The 19,155-nt window shown below is 39.5% G+C and carries 15 protein-coding genes and 1 pseudogene; 8 read left to right on the forward strand and 8 right to left on the reverse strand.

Features of this window, described 5'->3' with window-relative positions:
- Positions 1 to 28: 28 nt before the first annotated feature.
- From AC4HAJ_RS04850 to AC4HAJ_RS04865, 4 genes are all read left to right on the forward strand, one after another.
- Positions 29 to 1,435 (forward strand): amino acid permease, encoded by a 1,407-nt coding sequence (locus tag AC4HAJ_RS04850; RefSeq protein ID WP_491079033.1) that lies wholly within the window; start codon positions 29 to 31, stop codon positions 1,433 to 1,435.
- 402 nt (positions 1,436 to 1,837) lie between these two features.
- Positions 1,838 to 3,295, forward strand: a complete 1,458-nt coding sequence (locus tag AC4HAJ_RS04855) for a nicotinate phosphoribosyltransferase (RefSeq protein WP_491079034.1) — start codon at positions 1,838 to 1,840, stop codon at positions 3,293 to 3,295.
- Positions 3,296 to 3,322: 27 nt separating this feature from the next.
- The gene (gene nadE, locus AC4HAJ_RS04860) at positions 3,323 to 4,150 is read left to right on the forward strand and encodes an NAD(+) synthase (RefSeq protein ID WP_491079035.1); all 828 of its coding nucleotides are present in this window, start codon (positions 3,323 to 3,325) and stop codon (positions 4,148 to 4,150) included.
- 150 nt (positions 4,151 to 4,300) lie between these two features.
- Positions 4,301 to 4,990, forward strand: coding sequence for a LexA family transcriptional regulator (locus AC4HAJ_RS04865; protein WP_491079036.1), 690 nt, complete (start codon positions 4,301 to 4,303; stop codon positions 4,988 to 4,990).
- A 515-nt stretch (positions 4,991 to 5,505) separates the two neighbouring features.
- Here the strand turns inward: AC4HAJ_RS04865 and AC4HAJ_RS04870 are convergent.
- The 5 genes and pseudogenes from AC4HAJ_RS04870 to AC4HAJ_RS04890 form a co-directional block, all read right to left on the reverse strand.
- Positions 5,506 to 5,805: a bacteriocin immunity family protein gene (locus tag AC4HAJ_RS04870; protein WP_491079037.1), complete on the reverse strand. Its 300-nt coding sequence runs from the start codon at positions 5,803 to 5,805 to the stop codon at positions 5,506 to 5,508.
- 229 nt (positions 5,806 to 6,034) lie between these two features.
- Positions 6,035 to 6,466, reverse strand: a complete 432-nt coding sequence (locus AC4HAJ_RS04875; protein ID WP_491079038.1) for a hypothetical protein — start codon at positions 6,464 to 6,466, stop codon at positions 6,035 to 6,037.
- Positions 6,467 to 6,573: 107 nt separating this feature from the next.
- Positions 6,574 to 6,813, reverse strand: a pseudogene (locus AC4HAJ_RS04880) (hypothetical protein); the annotation flags it as partial.
- A gap of 461 nt (positions 6,814 to 7,274) precedes the next feature.
- Entirely contained in the window at positions 7,275 to 7,514 is a 240-nt protein-coding gene (locus tag AC4HAJ_RS04885) for a bacteriocin class II family protein (RefSeq protein WP_491079039.1), read from the reverse strand.
- 320 nt (positions 7,515 to 7,834) lie between these two features.
- Positions 7,835 to 10,111: a Xaa-Pro dipeptidyl-peptidase gene (locus tag AC4HAJ_RS04890; RefSeq protein ID WP_491079040.1), complete on the reverse strand. Its 2,277-nt coding sequence runs from the start codon at positions 10,109 to 10,111 to the stop codon at positions 7,835 to 7,837.
- A 115-nt stretch (positions 10,112 to 10,226) separates the two neighbouring features.
- Between AC4HAJ_RS04890 and gla the strand changes: the two genes are divergently transcribed.
- Positions 10,227 to 11,114 (forward strand): aquaglyceroporin Gla, encoded by an 888-nt coding sequence (gene gla / locus AC4HAJ_RS04895; RefSeq protein WP_491079041.1) that lies wholly within the window; start codon positions 10,227 to 10,229, stop codon positions 11,112 to 11,114.
- A gap of 259 nt (positions 11,115 to 11,373) precedes the next feature.
- Here the strand turns inward: gla and AC4HAJ_RS04900 are convergent, their stop codons facing one another.
- Entirely contained in the window at positions 11,374 to 12,270 is an 897-nt protein-coding gene (locus AC4HAJ_RS04900) for a TSUP family transporter (protein ID WP_491079042.1), read from the reverse strand.
- A 163-nt stretch (positions 12,271 to 12,433) separates the two neighbouring features.
- Here AC4HAJ_RS04900 and AC4HAJ_RS04905 point away from each other — a divergent pair, with 163 nt between their 5' ends.
- Entirely contained in the window at positions 12,434 to 13,189 is a 756-nt protein-coding gene (locus AC4HAJ_RS04905; protein ID WP_491079043.1) for a CppA N-terminal domain-containing protein, read from the forward strand.
- Complete coding sequence (locus AC4HAJ_RS04910; RefSeq protein WP_491079044.1) at positions 13,186 to 14,115, forward strand: serine hydrolase domain-containing protein; 930 nt, start codon at positions 13,186 to 13,188, stop codon at positions 14,113 to 14,115. Before AC4HAJ_RS04905 ends, AC4HAJ_RS04910 begins: the two co-directional genes overlap by 4 nt.
- Before the next feature lie 77 nt (positions 14,116 to 14,192).
- On the opposite strand, the gene AC4HAJ_RS04915 is transcribed toward AC4HAJ_RS04910, so the two are convergent.
- Entirely contained in the window at positions 14,193 to 15,587 is a 1,395-nt protein-coding gene (locus tag AC4HAJ_RS04915) for an MFS transporter (RefSeq protein ID WP_491079045.1), read from the reverse strand.
- Between the two features lie 186 nt (positions 15,588 to 15,773).
- On the opposite strand from AC4HAJ_RS04915, the gene AC4HAJ_RS04920 reads away from it, so the two are divergent.
- Positions 15,774 to 16,409 carry a TetR/AcrR family transcriptional regulator gene (locus tag AC4HAJ_RS04920; protein ID WP_491079149.1) on the forward strand — a complete coding sequence of 212 codons (636 nt, stop codon included), beginning with the start codon at positions 15,774 to 15,776 and terminating at the stop codon, positions 16,407 to 16,409.
- Positions 16,410 to 16,650: 241 nt separating this feature from the next.
- On the opposite strand, the gene pflB is transcribed toward AC4HAJ_RS04920, so the two are convergent.
- A complete protein-coding gene (gene pflB / locus AC4HAJ_RS04925) occupies positions 16,651 to 18,984 on the reverse strand; it encodes a formate C-acetyltransferase (protein ID WP_491079046.1) in 2,334 nt (777 codons plus the stop codon).
- Between the last annotated feature and the right edge of the window lie 171 nt (positions 18,985 to 19,155).

Below are 19,155 nucleotides of genomic sequence, written 5' to 3' on the forward strand. Positions count from 1 at the left end.
GGCTAGTAGGGACAGATTGAGAGTTGAAATGTCAGAACAACATACAAACGAGGCAGATGCTGAGACAGAGAAAAATGGTATGGATCGGGGATTGACCAACCGTCATGTCCAGATTATTGCCATTGCTGGAACTATTGGGACAGGACTCTTTCTGGGAGCTGGGAAGTCCATTCACCTGACGGGGCCTTCCATTGTCTTGGTTTATATCATCACAGGAATTTTTATGTACCTGATGATGCGAGGAATTGGGGAGATGCTTTTTCAAGATCCCGACCAACATACCTTTATTAACTTTATTACCAAGTACTTGGGACAGGGCTGGGGCTATTTCGCTGGCTGGTCCTACTGGATATCCTTGGTACTCTTAGGGATGGCAGAGTTGACTGCCATTGCTAAATATGTTCAATACTTCATTCCCAGCGCTCCCAGTTGGCTGATTCAGTTGGTCTTTCTCTTGATCCTCTGCGGAGTCAATGTTGTCGCCGTAGCTGTCTTTGGTGAAGTAGAGTTCTGGTTTGGGATGATTAAGATCATTGCTATTCTAGCCTTGATTGCAACAGCTATTTTTATGGTGCTGACTGGCTTTCAGACTCCGGTTGGCCACGCTAGTCTCACCAATATTTTCCATGGTTTTAAGTTTTTCCCTTTAGGAATTGATCATTTTTTTATGGTCTTCCAAATGGTCTTCTTCGCCTATCAGGCTATTGAGTTTGTCGGGATTACAACATCTGAAACTAAGAACCCTAGAGAGGTTCTGCCTAAGGCCATTCATGCTATTCCAAGTCGAATTATGTTCTTCTATGTAGGAGCCTTGATTGCTATTATGTCAATCTTCCCTTGGAGGCAGCTGCCTGATGACCAGTCTCCTTTTGTTATGGTATTTAAGTTAGCCGGTGTCAACTGGGCAGCTGCTCTTATAAACTTTGTAGTTTTGACAGCAGCAGCTTCCTCCCTCAATTCTATGCTCTATTCCAGCGGCCGCCACCTCTACCAATTGGCTAGAGAAACGCCTGCCTTAGATCGCTACCAACTTAATCGTTTGTCTCGAACTAATGTCCCGCAAAATGCTATCTTTACCTCAGCTGGATTTATGGTTATTGCGGCCATTCTCAGCGTAGTTCCCTGGATTTCTGATAGTTTTACTGTTATCACCTCATCTTCTTCAGGGGTTTATATTGCTATCTATGCCCTTACTATGCTGGCCCATCTACGTTATCGCAAATCGCAAGACTTTATGGCGAATGGCTTTCTCATGCCAGCCTATAAGGTGCTTAACCCCTTGACTATTGCCTTCTTTGGCTTTATCTATTTGTCACTCTTTCTGCAACAGTCAACCTTTATTGGAGCAGTCGGCTCGACCCTTTGGATTTTGGTCATGGGAACCATTTGTCAAGTGGTTATGCGTAAAAGCAGCACAGTCTCGGATATAAGATGAACAACGTTTATAAGATTAGATCATCTTTAGTCGTTTGAGAAATGTCTATCACTTGCCTAGTGGCTAAACAGTCCAGTATAAAGATAGGAATATGTCCTAAGTTAAGGACACCCGCTACTAGGTAAATCTGTTAAATATAGATGTGCGAATGAGTCTTGGCTTTCATCCAAGGCTTTTTTATTTAGTATAAAAGTTTAAGAAGAGTGCAGTGATATTACTTTGTAGACTAGTCTTTTTTGAATGTTTAAATAGGCAGATATGGACAAATCCTGTGGGCAGAATATTTAGTGAATTTGCTTATAGGTTGGTGGAGAAAGATAACTTGAGGTTTGAAAATCTTTGCCTTAGCGCTAGTTTTCCTATTTATGTTATAATAGTCACAAATTTTAAAGGAGTTTTCCGATGTATAAGGACGACAGTTTGACCTTGCATACAGACCTTTATCAGATCAATATGATGCAGGTCTATTTCAACCAAGGGATTCATAATAAAAAGGCTGTGTTTGAGGTTTATTTTCGAAAAGAGCCTTTTGCTAATGGCTATGCGATTTTTGCTGGTTTGGAGCGAATTATTGATTATCTCAATCATTTGACCTTTTCAGAAACCGATTTAGCTTATTTGAAAGATTTGGGCTATCCTAAGGATTTCTTAGACTATTTGGAAAATCTTGAGATAACCTTGTCCGTCAGAGCGGCTAAGGAAGGGGACTTGGTCTTTGCCAATGAGCCTATTGTTCAGGTAGAGGGACCGTTAGCCCAGTGCCAGCTGGTCGAAACAGCCATTTTAAATATTGTTAACTATCAGACCTTGATTGCAACCAAGGCTGCACGGATTCGATCAGTTATTGATGATGAACCGCTCCTAGAGTTTGGAACACGTCGTGCCCAAGAAATGGATGCAGCTATTTGGGGCACACGGGCAGCGATTATTGGTGGGGCAGATGCGACTTCCAATGTTCGGGCGGGTAAACTTTTTGATATTCCTGTGTCAGGGACTCATGCCCATGCCTTGGTTCAGACCTTTGGCAATGATTATGATGCTTTTAAGGCTTATGCTGAGACTCATAAGGATTGTGTCTTCTTAGTTGATACTTATGATACACTTCGTTTGGGTGTTCCTGCTGCTATTCGTGTCGCTAAAGAGTTTGGAGATCGTATTAATTTTAAGGGTGTTCGCTTGGACTCGGGCGACCTGGCTTATCTCTCCAAAAAAGTACGCAAGCAGCTAGATGAAGCAGGCTTCCCAGACGCTCAGATCTATGCTTCTAATGATCTGGATGAAAATACTATTCTCAATCTCAAGATGCAAAAAGCCAAGATTAATGTTTGGGGAGTTGGAACTAAGCTAATCACAGCTTATGATCAGCCAGCGCTAGGAGCGGTTTATAAGATCGTTGCTTTGGAGGATGATCAGGGAGTGATGCAAAATACGATCAAACTGTCTAATAATGCTGAGAAGGTCTCGACTCCGGGTAAGAAGCAGGTTTGGCGGATCACTAGTCGTGAAAAGGGGAAATCAGAAGGGGATTATATCACTTACCATGATGTTGATCTTAACCAAGTTGAGGAACTCAAGATGTTCCATCCAACTTATACTTATATCAGTAAGATGGTGACAAACTTTGATGCTGAGCCCCTCCTGGTAGATATCTTTGATCGGGGACGTCTAGTTTATGAGTTGCCAAGCTTGGCAGCTATTAAAGCTTATTCTAAGGAGAAACTAGATGATCTTTGGGATGAGTATAAGCGGGTGCTCAATCCTCAGGATTATCCTGTCGATCTGGCTCCAGATATTTGGCAGGATAAGATGGACTTGATTGATACCCTGCGTAATAAAGCGAATCAGATGCACTTGGATTAAGAATGGGAAAATCTAGAAGGAGTTGTCATGACTTTACAAGAAACTATTATTAAAAGGTTAGGGGTCAAGCCAGAGATTGATCCCAAGGAAGAAATTCGTCGATCTGTAGATTTTCTTAAGGATTACATGAAAAAGCATCCTTTTTTGAAAACTTATGTACTAGGTATTTCTGGTGGGCAGGATTCTAGCCTGGCCGGTCGCTTGGCTCAGCTAGCTATGCAGGAGTTGCGCCAAGAGACGGGTGATGATAGTTACCAATTTATTGCTATTCGCTTGCCTTATGGCGTCCAGTCAGATGAAGCGGATGCTCAGCGTGCACTAGACTTTATCCAGCCGGATCTGTCTCTTGTTATTAATATCAAGGAAGCTGTCGATGGGCAAGTGAGTGAATTAGCCAAGGCTGGTATAACGGTTTCTGATTTTAATAAGGGTAATATCAAAGCGCGTCAGCGGATGATTACTCAGTATTCTGTAGCGGGAGAAAAGCAAGGGGCAGTCATTGGGACAGACCATGCGGCTGAAAATATTACGGGCTTTTTCACTAAATTTGGTGATGGTGGTGCGGATATTTTACCTCTTTATCGTCTCAATAAGCGCCAGGGAAAGGCGCTTTTGGCAGAGTTGGGTGCTGACAAGGCTCTGTATGAAAAGATTCCAACGGCTGACCTTGAAGAAGATAAACCGGGTATTGCAGATGAAGTTGCCCTTGGGGTGACTTATCAAGCTATTGATGATTATTTGGAAGGAAAATCGGTTAGTCAAGAGGCTAGGGAAAGGATTGAAAGCTGGTGGTATAAGGGGGAGCATAAGCGTCATCTTCCTATTACTATCTTTGATAATTTTTGGAAGTCCTAATATTGGAAATACCAAAAATGGTTTATAAGAGAGTAGGAGAACAAAACCATGATTTTGTTATCCTACTCTCTTTTTTCTTCTTGCTCATGAAAGAGTTGCATGTTATACTAACAGTAAGTTACTAGACTAATCATTTATTGGGGAGGGTACATGTTTTCAGCAGAAAAATTGAAGCGCCGTCGTCAGGAGCTGGGGTTATCCCAGGCTGATGTGGCTAGAGAGCTAGGAATTTCCAGACCGTCTTACTTTAACTGGGAAAATGGTAATACTAAGCCTAATCAGAAAAATTGGCAAAAGCTGAGTCAAATTTTAAAGGTCAGTCCGTCTTTCTTTTTATCTGAACATGAGATTGTGGAAACGTATGTTCAGCTCAGCAAGAGCAATCAAAAGAAAACACTCGACTATGCTAATGCGCTCTTGGCCAATCAAAATCAGATGATTGGGACATCCTCCAAGCAGCTCTATGCGTATAAGGTCTATGAGCGTCTATCAGCTGGTACAGGATTTAGTTATTTTAATGATGGAAACTATGATGAGGTCTTCTATGATGAGGAGTTGGATCATGACTTTGCCTCATGGGTCTTTGGCGATTCTATGGAGCCTACTTATCTCAATGGCGAAGTGGTCTTGATTAAGCAATCAGGCTTTGACTATGACGGGGCTGTCTATGCTGTTGAGTGGGACGGGCAAACCTATATCAAGCGTGTCTATCGTGAAGAGTCTGGTCTCCGCCTGGTTTCTATCAATAAAAAATATGCGGATAAGCTAGCTCCCTATGATGAAAATCCCCGTATTGTCGGCAAAATCGTGGGAAATTTTCTACCGATTCAGCAATCATGAGAAAAGAGTTTGGGACAAAAGTTCAAATATGTTGGTATTATTCTAAATTTACTAGATTAACTCAGTGGTTGGGAGACTTGCTAATTTAGTCAGTTTATTAGGTTCTTTAGCACGAATAACTACTGTTGGTTGGTCTATCTTATTTTGGGGTATCTTACTATTTTTAGAATGCGTCAACAATCCACTGTGCATAGGAGAGATGACAAAATCACCTGCACAATTAATTGTGCAGGTGATTTATTTTTACATGCTGATTTACAAGGATTAGCATGTAGAGACCACAATTCAGATGTATCATAATAATAATTTAGACTATGCTAATAAATAATGTACGATGACTTGTTTTATTTATTATCGGAATCGTGCAAAATCATGATTCCGCTCTCACATTACAGTGGACAAGGAGTCTAAGAATTAAATGCTGATGACTAGTTGATACTTTTATCTGGAAACAAAGTATGAATTTTCTGAAGGTACTTTTTACTTATATCAAAGCTAATTGCTATAAAAAAGATTTAATAATAACCATATCTTATATAAGATAACTTTCTTATAGAGTCTAATTGCTCTTCCACCTTATCGGTTAAAATAATGTTATTATCCCTAATTACTCCAGATAACTCTATGTTAAAATGGCTAAGAATTGTTGGGATTGGTGATTTCTGTTTCTCAAGTTCTTGTTTATAACTTAATAACAATTTTTGTAAAGGCTCACTACCGTCTATTTCTGTTATTTCTATCATTATAGATTCAAGTAAGTCTAATGCATTGTCCCGTTTCTCTTTGCTACCAGAAAACCATTTTAACTTCAGCATAAAATGTCCTCCTATTCAAAAATACTCTTTCATTTTATCAAAAATATATTGGGATTAGACAACAAAATATAAAGGGCTGAGCATAAAGAAACGCTCGGCCCGATTTTCTGAGGAACTTACTCCTGCATTGTTTTTCTTGCTTGAATTTCAATATTTGATTAGCAGCTAAACCATAAAGAACTAGATGAACTATTGATAAAATACAATACATATCTCCACTCTCTAGCTATTAACGTTTCCTCAAAGAATAGTAAATTTCTAAAATCATAAATATTAGAAAAATAACTTCAGGGTTGACTAAATTGGTATGAAATTTGGTATAGGAATAATAATTAAATAAAACAGTGACTATAAAACCAATAATAACTGTTATCAACTCCAGTTGCAAATAAAACTTACTATTCTTATTTTCTAATACCATTTTCCAATTAATAATAGCATCAACTAATAGTATTAATATTGCAATCATAGAAACGTCCACTAATCTATTTGTTTCATTATAATTTAGTAATAGACGAATAAGCAGTAGGCCTATTAAAGCAAATATTAATAAAAGATGGCTTCTTCTTTTTTTCAATACTTTCTCCTTTTGTATAATACATTTTCTCAGATAAAAATAACCCCTATTCGCCTTTTTTATTTTTTCTCCTTGATCAGACAACAGCACACCTAAATTTTTAAAACAAACGCACACGTCTATTCCCTGAACGGTCGAAATAAGAATTATGATAACAACAGAATATTTAGGACAAGCATTAAGCTTTGGCTTTACTTATTCTTGTTTCTTCTCTTCAGCTCTTTATAAAGTTCGACAGCATTCCAAAAAAAGATGAGTAAGGTGGCAACAAAAAGTAGCCAATAGACCTCATTACCATCATCAATTTTAGTATCTAATGCTTTATATGCTAGTGCAAGAAGTCCTACAGTTAAGGCAATTAATGCACCAATAATTTGCTGAAGTGTACTAAAAATTAATAAGGGCTCAAGTCTTGCTTCCAATTTTGCCCTAAATGGTCAATTTTAGCAACTTTTTTCAAATTCAACTAGCCATGGCATAAAATTGTGGGTGACCCAACTCAAAAATAAAGCAGCAGCTTTTAAACAGCTACTGCCTTACTACAAAGGTTAATGATTCGATGAAGGATGTTGGAAATACCTCAATTCACTGATATTCCTTATATTCTACAAGATAAAGGAAAGGACTAGACAAGCCAAAACTAAGCTTACAGAAATATCATCACTACGAAATATGCCAATTACCCCAATATCATTAAAAAGGATAAATCTATTTTTCTTCTCACTTACCTTTAACCAACTGAAATAATAAAATCAATAGACCTAGTAGACCTAATAAGTTAAGAACATAAGGCACTGGGGGGAGCTCCCTAAAAAGGTTTCTTAATGCTATAACCAGCAAAAATAATAAAACCAACTTTCCAGTGAATAAAGTCATTTTATGATTTTTCATATCAACAAAAGGTAGCATAACCTACAGCTGCTCCAGACCAGCCTCCTAGGGCTGATCCAGTTACTGTGCCAACAATAGGTAATGTAACTGTACCAACTCCCATGCCACTTACATATCCTAAGCCTGCTGATCCTGCTGTCCCAACTACACACTTAACAATACCTTTTTTCTTTCCACCTTCAACGGCAGCAAGCTCTTGGTTATCCATCATGTCAAATTTATCAATAGTCATTGTAGTCATAATAATCTCCTTTTTAAATTTAAAGATTTTGTCTGCTTGGCCAAGCGGCACCTATAGTATAACCCAAATATCATTCCGTGCACGCCTATGTCCTAAATAGCTTTAATTTCACCCTAAATGGTTAAAGTCGCAATTTATTTTGACCATTCAGGGTGAAAAATCGACCGTTCAGGGAGTCGCGTTATATAATTAACATATGATAGGGCTATAAAAGCGAAAGAAGATAAATTTTAATTAAAAATGATGTCACGAAAAACTCAACTGGCAACACCCAGTTGAGTTTTTCGATCTAGAATGATCTCTCACTCTCTTTAGTTGTTTTAGTCTATGGGTAATTGAAGTTGGGAATGAGCAAGGTCTATAGTTATCTGATAATTACTATTATCTCTTATGGTATGCTCAAAGTCTGTTGTATAAAGGACTAGGCGCAGCTGGTCTCCTTCTTCTAACTGATAGATACTAGGTTGGAGCTCAAAAGTGAGATCTAGACATTGATCTGCTGGGACCTCTTGGATATTAAGAAGGGAGGTGCGGTTTTGCAAGTTGAGGGAGGCTTTTGAAATCACTCGCCAGTCGTCTTGTTTAAAGGGGAGCTCCATACAATGTTCGATCATATAGTACTGCCCATTATCGATCCCTTTTGCTTCTTTGATTTGGGGAGTGTCTTGGTAGCGTTTCTTAGCCCCAAAATCTAGAAGTTGAGCTGAAATCAGTCCTTTTGGGCTTGATGACTTGAGTCTGAGATTTAGGATAGGACGACCATTGAGACGTATCGCTTCTTTAACATTAATATCAATGGTTAGCTGGTTGCACTTGCCTTTAAACAGGGCCGATTTGAAGGTGTGGTAGTCTTTGGAGAAAGTCTCGAATAGATCTTGTGCGTAGTGGTTGCCAATGCTATCCTCCCGATCGCCTAGAGGATAGTTGATGGCAGTGTTACTGCCGAATCCTTCTAAGACCTTCCAGGTTTGTTCCTTTTGATTGTCCTGCCAAATCACTTCTGGGAGCTGATAATGATTATCTAGGTCAAGGAGTTTTTTGGATAGGAGAGCATTCATGCTTTCACGAAAGTCTATGGACTGCCAATTATTCATGTAGACATGCATGCCATTATGGAGAAAGAGATGTTTTGGGAGGTTGCTTGGTAAAGCACGGAAGAATTGATAAGCGTGCAGAGGTTTCACATTCCAGTCCTGACTACCATGAACCATGACTACCTCGGCTTGGACTTTATCAGCGTGAGCGACATAGTTACGTTCCTGCCAAAATTGACTGTAGTCTCCGGTTTGTCGATTTAGTTCTTGGGTCATCTTGCTCAGGTAGCCTTGGTAGTGGTCATTGTGACGTAAGTAATCGCCTGCCAGGAGATTACGAGAATAGGTGTATTCAGTCAGGACATCTAAGTCCTCACCAGGGTAGCCTCCTGGGCTGGAGACCAGTCCATTTTCTCTATAGTAGTCGTACCAAGATGAGATACCTGCTTCTGCAATGATAACTTCTAATCCCTCGACAGCTGTAGTGGCTAGGGCAATAGACATGGTACCTAGATAGGAGATACCAGTAGTGGCCACTTTAGCATTGGTCCAGTCGGCGATGACCTGATAATTTTTCTTTAGACTGGTATAGGCATTGGCTTTACCATTGAGCCAGTCGATAACAGCTCGATAGGCTGTGACTTGTTGGTAGTCACCGCTGGTCATCAGGCCTTGAGAGGCCTTGGTACCAATGCCAGAGACGTAGATATTAGCAAAACCACGTGCTAGTAGGTAGTCATTGAGTGTATAGTTAGCGATATGAGTAAAGGTCTCTAGGTGATCGTCGATGGGAACGTGACTCTTGGTATAGGTCGGTTCTGGGATAGAAATCGGTTCGATCGGGATAGTACCACTTGGTTTGATAGTAAGCTCACCAGTCATTTGGTGCATTTTTTTGTCGTTAGCAACGGGATTGGTCCCTTGATGATAAGGGCTTGCAGTCAGGATGACGGGAACCTTGTGGCTAGTCTTGGGGCGGATGATATGGACACGTATTAGGTCTGGTTGGCCGTCCTGATCACTGTCGATACCAGTCTCGACGTAGACGACTTCACGGATGACTTGACTGATATCAAAGCTGGCTAAGCTCTTACCATTAAAGTAATGGTAGTGGTTATCAAGAGGTATTAACCCTTGACTGACTAATCGATCCAGCAGGGTCATACCTGTTTTTTGCCTGGTTGCTAAGAGTTGATGGAGATTTAGAAGCAGGCTATCTTTGTGATAATGGATGGGGAAGTTAATTTCTTGAATGAACTCCATGCTGTCTTCAAAGTCAACATGAGGGACAAATTCCAGAAGTTGCAGTGCCACGGTGTAGAAAATCTCTGGGCTTAGTTCTAAGTCTGATCGCAGAAAACTCAACAGATCCATAGTGGGGTGGGCAATTAACTGGCTAATAGGGATTTCTGGATCGGGATAATTAAAGAAAAAACGATTGAGGAAGGCTTCGAGGTTGCTTTTGGGATCTTGATCTAATTGATAAGGAAAGCCAAGCTCCTCTAGCTCTTTGAGAGCTGTGTCGGCTTGGGTTGGTAGATAGGAAAATTGATTATAACGCATAATGTCCTCCCTGTGTATCAGGTTTTTCTTACTGTAATAGCTTTACTTTATCAATTATACTTGATAAAATGGTAACTGTCTAAAACTTGAAAAGAAGAAGGGAATGACTAGACATATGAATGAATTTTTTAAAGAGGCCTTGACACATCAAGCGCTGTTGAATTATGTAACGGAAGTTATCGCTACGGCCTTGATGGTGATGCTAGGAAATGGAGCCGTTGCGAATGCAGAACTGAAAGGAACTAAGGGTAGTGGAGCCGGTTGGTTAATGATTGGCTTTGGTTATGGTTTTGCTGTTATGATGCCAGCGCTTATGTTTGGTACAGTATCAGGTAACCACATTAATCCAGCCTTTACGATCGGATTGGCAACAGCTGGTTTGTTTGATTGGACCTTTGTTCCTGGCTATCTCCTTGCTCAGTTTATCGGAGCCATCCTTGGTCAAACTATTTTGGTTTATGCTCTGTCAGCTTATTTCCAAAAAACAGAAAATCCAAATAGTATTCTAGGCTCATTCTCAACAATCTCTGCATTAGATGATGGCAGTGTTGAAAGTCGTCGTCAGTCCAAGATCAATGGCTTTATTAATGAATTTGTTGGTTCATTTGTCTTGTTCTTTGGGGCTTTGGCATTGACTAAGAATTATCATGGAACCGAAATGATTCGTGATCTAGCTATTAAGCAAGGAACTACTTATACGGAAGCTATGAATAGTGTTAATGCTCAGGCTGGTCCTATCTTCTCAGGGTCTATTGAAGGTGCTCATATTGGTCTTGGATTCTTGGTCGCAGCTCTTGTTATTTCACTTGGTGGTGCGACAGGTCCTGCCCTTAATCCGGCGCGTGACCTTGGTCCACGTTTGGTTCACCATTTTATGCCGGTGACAGTCCTTGGTAAGCACAAGGGTGACTCTAAATGGTGGTATGCTTGGGTGCCTGTTGTAGCGCCTATCCTTGCCGGTATTATTGCGGCAGCAGCCTTTAAGGCACTTTACCTATCTTAATGATATAAATAAAAAGAGTGGGATAAAAATCATCTCTGAATGATTGATTTCTATCCCACTCTTTTTGTGCTGTATAAAAGGTCTGGTTTAATATTGGAGATAAGATTTTATAAGGTTGGATAAGATACGTTTCGGTGGGTATTTAGGCTTGCTAAAGCTATTACTTGTTTGACTAAACTGTGCTTTTCCTATACATTAATTAAATAGATAGGGCTGAGAACTTTTGTCTCAGCCTTATCTATTTATTAGTTGCTTTTTACTAGTGTTTTGATAGAGGTTGGCGCTTGATGAGGGAAGAGCGGATCAGCATAACTCCTGTGAAGATAACGATACCAATAATAAGAGTTTTTAGGGCATTGATGTCAATACTGGTCAGGAATTTAACCGCTAAGAGAACTCCGGCCACTCCTCCGATGACGATGCCAGCAAAACCAGTCCAATTAACCCGATCTTCCTTGATAAATTGGCTACTAGAAGCAACCATGATCATAGCAGCGTCCAGCATCATTACTGGCATGGCGATGACTGGGCTGAGTCCCATGAGAGAAAAGAAGATTAATTCTGGTGCGTAGTTTCCTAGCCCCATGGTCATGAGAATACCGATAATAAAGTTGTATACAACCCCTATGATCAACCAGACGCCATGGAGACCATGAACAGCATCTGATAAGTTTCCTCCTGGATTTGATACCATACGATAGATCATGATGATGGCTGCTATGATTAGTAGGCTTCCTAGAATAGCTTGGACTAGGCGCTCGTTCCAGTTCTTGGTTAAGCGGGTTCCAAAAAGGGCACCAATAAAAGAAGCAGCAGCCATTGAAATCAAGGTCAGGGGCTCAACTCTGACAGCAGTGATAAAGCAGAGGGCTTGTACAATAACAGGGATGACATGGACAGTATTCATGGTACCTGGGAGCTTGCTATCATCGTCATTGATTTTGGTGATTTTTAGCAAGGTCGTCGTGGTTGCAAAAGAGCCAATACCTAGTGTATCTAGCATATCGGTTAAAAAACCTATCCATAGACCTGTAAAGAATCGGCTAAAGACATTGATTTTTTTGTGCTTAATATGGAAGTAAAAGCGCAGGATGATAGCCAGCATGGAGATAACCAAAAGGGCTTGGATGAGGTGTAAAATGATATCTTTATTCATAGTATAAGTTTACAGAAAAAACAGCTAATAGTAAACTCTTTTTTTAGCTGCACAATATTTCTTGTCAAATAAGATCATTTTGACTACAATGGAACTAATAGTTGGGGGGCATAGGCTAGTGCTCTTTATGCCTGCTAGAAATTTAATAAAGGATAGAATAATTATGACACTATTTGATGGTATCCGTTTATCAGCTCCTTTCTTGCGTGTGAACAATCGTGAGATCAATACTCGCTTTTACCGTGACCAACTTGGCTTTAAAGTCATCAAGGAAGAAAGTGCTATGGTCTTTTTTGGTGGTCATGTTGAGAAGGAAGTACGACTGGTTACAGAAGAGTCTCCATCGTTTACTGTTCGAGAGGTAGAGGGAACAAAAAAGTTACAGACGATTTTTGTTAGAGTGTCCGATCCCAAGGAGATTGAGGCTCTCTTAGCGAGAGGAATTGCTTATACTCAACTCTATAAAGGTGAGCATGGCTACGCTTTTGAAATCTTTTCTCCAGAAAACGATCGTTTTGTTCTTCATGCTGAGGATGATGTAACTAATTTGAAAACTGTAGATGGTGAGGAGCTTAGTTTTGCTGCTGGAGATGATACTTTTGAAGGCTTGTCGGCCTTTAGTATAGACCGTCTGGTTCTCAATGTTGCTCAATTAGACAAAGAAACTGCTTTCTACGATTTATTTGATGGTGTAGATGTTTTACCAGAATTGGTGGAAGCTCAGGGTGAGGATCTTGCCGCTGCTCCCAGTGAGGTTTGGGATCTCGAATTGATCGAATATCAAGTGGAAAAGGATTATGATTTATCGGCCCTGAGAGATTATCTGCTTGATCATGGTCAAGAAGTTTACTTAGATCGTGCCCAACGTGTCCTTGTTGTAAGCGCTCCTAATCAGATAGAGGTATGGTTTAATAAATGAAAGCTATTTTAGATAAAATTGAATCACAAATTCAGGCTGGTATCTATCGAGGTGCCAGCCTGGCGCTTTATGATGGTGAGTGGCAGGAATACTATTTAGGAACTCAAGATGGCCATCGAGCGGTAATACCTGACTTAAATTATGATTTGGCTAGTGTTTCCAAAGTGGTTGGTGTTGGGACGGTTGTGATTGAGATGATTGATAAAGGGATGCTGGCATTAGATCAACCCTTGCATTTCTATTATCCCGATTTTAAGCAGGAAACAGTAACGATTCGCCAGCTGCTAACCCATACCTCAGGTATTGATCCTTTTATTCCCAATCGTGATCAGCTAGATTCTGACGAGTTAAAAGCTGCTATAGGTGAGATTAGGGTGACTGATGATTATAGCTTTCGCTATACGGATATTAATTTTATACTGCTGGGCTTTATGCTAGAACATATGACAGGCATGGATCTGGATCAGCTCTTTTATGAACGTGTTTTTGCACCCTTTCACATGACCCGTACCCAATTTGGTCCGGTTGATCAGGCCGTTCCCACTCTCAAAGGGGGTCCTGAGGGTTTTGTGCATGATCCTAAGGCAAAGATTTTGGGAAACCATATTGGCTCTGCTGGTCTCTTTTCTACGATCAAGGATCTGGAATACTTTTTAGACCATTATCTCTCTGGAGATTTTGCCCGTTTTCTCAATCATAACTTTGCGCCATCTGGGGATAAGGAGCGTAGTTTGGCTTGGGATAAGCAAGGGGATTGGTTATTACATACTGGTTATACGGGAACCTTTATCATGTACCACCGTCAGGCACAAAGGGCTGTTATTTTTCTTTCCAATCGTACCTATGATAAGGATGAACGTGCCCAGTGGATTATGGATCGCGATGAGTTGATTGCTGTTATTAAAGAAGAACTTAGTAGACAGTAAGGGATATTTAATTTTTGTAGTCAATAAAATGATTAAAGAGATTATGAAATTTTTTATTTTCTTTCATAATCTCTATTTTAATAATTATTATTCTTTGAATTTTCTAAATAGTTTTCTTTTCTGGGAAAAAGAAAGGCTAGTACTAGTAAGAACAGCAATGGCAATAACCACAGTTTATATATTGAAATATATGCATTTGACATATTTGGTAAGTTGTAAACCGAAAGATTATTTAATCGGGAAGTTACCATAGACATAAATACAGAAACTCCAAAAACAGAACCAATTTGTCTAACAACACTAATAACGCTTTGAGAAGCAGTTAATATTTCTCCTGAAAAATCTGAAGCCGCCAAAACATTTATTGGTCCAGCAATAATACCGAAGCCAATCCCTAAGATAAATGTTGCCAGGGTAATGGATGAAATTTTAGTAGCATCACAATGTGTTAGTAAATAATAGGATAACAAAATCGAGAACAAACCAACAAAAACTAACAATCTTGGACCAAGTTTATTAATCAGTAAACTTCCCACACCCCCGAATAAAAAGACTGTAATTGACATTGGTAGTAAAATCAAAGCAGCATCCAGCTCAGTTTTATTTAAAACAAGAGTAAGATAGGTTGGTAAAACGACAATAACTCCAATATAAAAAAATTGAGCAACGAAAGCGATTGACGAAGATACTGTGAAGACTTTCTTTTTAAAAAGTCCTAAATCAATCATAGGATAATCCACATGATTTTCCACACCAATAAATAGTACAATGGAAACAAGGGCAATAACTAAACAAGTTAAAGTTTTCGAATCACTGATCCCCCACTCTCTATATTTAATCAAGCCTAAAGTTGTTGCGAAAAGTCCCAACATAGAAATAAAACTGCCAAACCAATCTGTTTTTATATCTAAAACTTTCTCTACAGCTTTATATGAAATAGCCAATAGAATAATAGCAACGATAGCAATTGGGATGTTAATAAAGAAAATCCAATTCCAAGATAAGTTATCAGTAATAACTCCCCCCAGAGTAGGACCAATCGCAGCAGCACCCCCTTGAGTCAGCCCTAATGCCGCCACCACCTTAAACCTATCTTCAACACTCCAGGTTGAAATTCCTAAAGAATTACCAACTGGTAATAAAATAGAGGCTCCAAAACTAGCAATTATTCTGCCACTAATCAACTGATAAAAACCATTAGATAACCCTGAAAGCAAGCTACCTATTCCAAATAATAGAAATGCAATAATTAATAATTTCTTTTTACCATAAATATCTGCCAATCTGCTTAAGGGAATTGTAAAAGTTGCAAATACAATCGTATAAGCATTCAAAGCCCAAGATAACTTATCTGTACTGACATTTATCCCTACTTTAATTGCAGGTAAAGCAATATTCATAATCGTTGTATCCAACATGACCAAAAAGATACCGAGACACATTGCAGTTGTCAACATTACTTTTTTTAACATAGAACCCTCCTTAAAAATGAGTTATCACTCATGTTTTTAATGATATATCTTCTAGGGGTGATTGTCAATAAAAACATGAAAAAACACTCATATTTTTGAGTGGGTGATAACTTGGTTTTTTTTGAAAATATGATAGTATAACAGTTAATATAGTTAAATAATATTATTGATAAAGTGGGTGTAGAAATGGTAAACGAAGTGAGAATTCCCTCTCAGAAAAGGAGTATTGATAAGTTAAATAGAATATTAGAGACATCGAAACAACTCTTCTCTGAAAAAAATTACTTTAATGTCACAACAAATGAAATTGCAAAAGAGGCGGGTGTATCTATAGGTACTTTATATTCTTATTTTTCTGATAAAGAAGCAATTTTAATATCATTGCTAGATGATTATAATAGTACATTTATCCGTTTATTTGATGATATTAATAATCAAGACTTTCTAAATTTATTTAAAAAAGATCCTAGACAATGTTTAGAGATCTTGGTCGATAAATTGGTAGAAAATGAAAATGAAGATTTTCATACTCAAATTGAAATGCTAGCATTGACGATACCTAAAGTTAAACTAATATTAAAAGAGCACAATTCCAAAGTGAAAGATTTAACATATCAATGCTTTTTATATTATACTGGTTGTAGAGAAAGTCAAAGGTTAAAGGTTCTTTCTGGGGTAATTTTTGATTTTATTTCATCTATTGTAGATGAATTGTTGTATTTTGAGCGCTCAAAAGAGGAGCAAGAACTATTGAGATCAACTGGTATAGATTGTATAATGCTTATTATTAATAATACGATTGAACTAGGTATAAGAAAATAATTTATAGAGATTTGTAATTCTCAGTATGATATTATCTCAATTTTATAAATTGCTAACAGACGGTTTGTTTTAACTTTTAATTTTATAAATAAGAGTTATGATCTAGAGAGTTTGCTACATTCATGATCCTCATAAGTTGGTTTGTGGATATTTATCACTCATTCGACTATATAGTACGATTTATAAACATAGCAAAAAGACTTTGCCATTAAGTTAGGCAAAGTCTTTTTGCTGATAGCTTCTATTTTGCTTGTCCTGAGAGAGCTTCAGCAGCGTCATCCATTGAGAGGACTTCATGGAAGACACGTTGTGTCAATTCAGTCTTTTGTTCCTTAGTCAGGTACTTAGTGTTGACACAGTATCCAGAGATACGAACGATGACATCTTCCCCGCTCATGATCTTGTCGTAGACATCTTTGAGGTCCATGACATTGAGGTTGACGTGTTGGCCACCGTTTTCAAAGTAACCATCAAGGATAGTGACCAGGTTATCAACTTGTTCTTCACGAGTCTTACCAAGAGCACGTGGTGAAACTTGGGTCGTCAATGAGATACCATCGGCTGCGTAAGCAAAGTCGAGGCTGGCAAGAGAGTTGAGATTTTGCAACCAGCCACCTTTAGCCTTGTTAGATGGGTTGGCACCTGGTGAGAAGAATTCCAACTTAGATAGGTTGACAGTGCCATCTTCATTGAGGTAGACACCTTTGTGGACTGGTGAGTTACCAGTTTGTTTAGAGTAAGCCACGTTAGATGTGATAGTCAAAAGTGATACGGTTGCTTCTGCATTCTTGTAAAGCTTGTGACTGCGAAGACGAGTTGTGTAGGCTTCAATCAACCATTCTGCTAGTTCATTAGAACGAGGGTCATCTTCACCCCAACGTGGATAGTCACCGGTTGTTTCGTAATCGTAGATGTAGCCGTCTTCATCACGGATTGGTTTAACAGTAGCGTATTTAATGGCTGAAAGGGTATCAACGGTATTGGCAAAACCACAGATACCAAATCCCATGTTGGCTCGTTGATGAGTTGGCAGGAAGGCCATCTGAACAGCTTCGTAGTTATACTTATCAGTCATGTAGTGAATGATATTGAGGGCATCTACGTAGGTATCTGTTAACCAATCGAGAGATTTTTCAAAATTAGCTTTAACGGTGTCGAAGTCCAGTACTTCGTCACGAATAGGCTCGATATCGAAGACTTTGTAGTCTTTATGAACGTCATCGTAACCACCATTGAGGCCAGTGAGAAGAGCTTTCAGGACATTTACACGAGCACCGAAGTATTGAATGTTGTGACGTTGCTCTTCATTTTCTGGGTCGAGCGGTGAGACACAGCAGGAGATACATGACATTTCACCATAACCGTCTTTAGCCATTGTGGTTACACCTTCATATTGGATAGAAGAGTGCTTGTGGCTCATGTGCATGCAGTAGTGACGGAAAGCGTATGGCAATTTGTCAGTCCAAAGAACAGTCAAGTTTGGCTCTGGTGAATTACCGATGTTGTCCAATGTATTTAGGAAACGGTAGTCCATCTTGGTGACACGGTGACGGCCATCGGCTCCCATACCAGCCATTGAAGTGGTGATAAAGGTAGGATCACCAGAATACAATTCATCGTAGGCTTTGGTACGGGCAAATTTGACCGTACGTAGTTTCATGACGAAATCGTCGATAAATTCTTGAATTTCGCTTTCAGTATAGGTACCACGTGCTAGGTCACGCTCAGCGTAGACATCGAGGACGATTGGGACACGACCAAGTGATGTAGCAGCCCCGTTGATCACGCGAGCAACAGCCATGAAGGCAATGTTTGTCCATTGAACAGCTTCCTTAGTATCGTAGGCTGGACGACGAACATCTACACCGTAGAGATCTCCTAATTTAACAACATCTTGCAGGGCTTGATATTGTAAGTTGACTTCTTCACGCAGACGAATAGTTTCTTCGTCAATTTCAGTCAAAGCATTCCAGTCGTTGACTTTTTCTTGCATGAGGTAGTCAGCGCCGTAGAGAGCTAGTCGTGCATAAACTCCGATGATACGACCGCGTGAGTAAGCGTCTGGTAGGCCTGTGACAGTGTGGGCATGGCGGGCACGACGAATGTTTGAAGTATAGGCACGGAAAATACCGTCGTTAACAGTTGTGACATGTTTTGTGAAAATTTCATGGACAGCTGGATCAGGTTCATAACCATGTTCGGTCAAGGCAGTTTCTGCCATACGGATACCGCCCTTAGGCATGAAGTTGAGCTTGAAAAGTTCATCATTTTGGATACCGTAGATCACTTCTTGATCTTTATCTATATATCCAGCTCCAATTCCTGCGATTGAAGTGGGTTGAGTATCCATAGGAAAGCGGCCTTGAGCTTCGTAGCTAGCCTTGGTATCATCGACGATTTTCTTGATGTGGAGGGTGCGCTCCGTAGGACCAGCTAGGAAGCTTTCATCACCGTCATAAGGGGTGTAGTTTGCCTGAACGAAGCGTGCTACACTAGCCTTTTCTTTCCAATCTGTACCTTTGAAGCCTTCCCAGGCTTTTTCAAAGACATCTGTGTTTGTTTTTACAGTAGCCATAATCCATCTCCTAAAATTTCTAGTAGCTATTTGCTACGTCATTATATCTTCAGTATACCATATGGTAACCGCTTTCACAACGAAAAAGTGGAAATTACCTGCATTTGTCACTATAAATTTTTGGATTTAAAGCTGGTCAATCAGTCAGCGATGTTGTATAATAAACTAACG

The sequence above is a fragment of the Streptococcus sp. ALY_211 genome, from assembly GCF_058314555.1.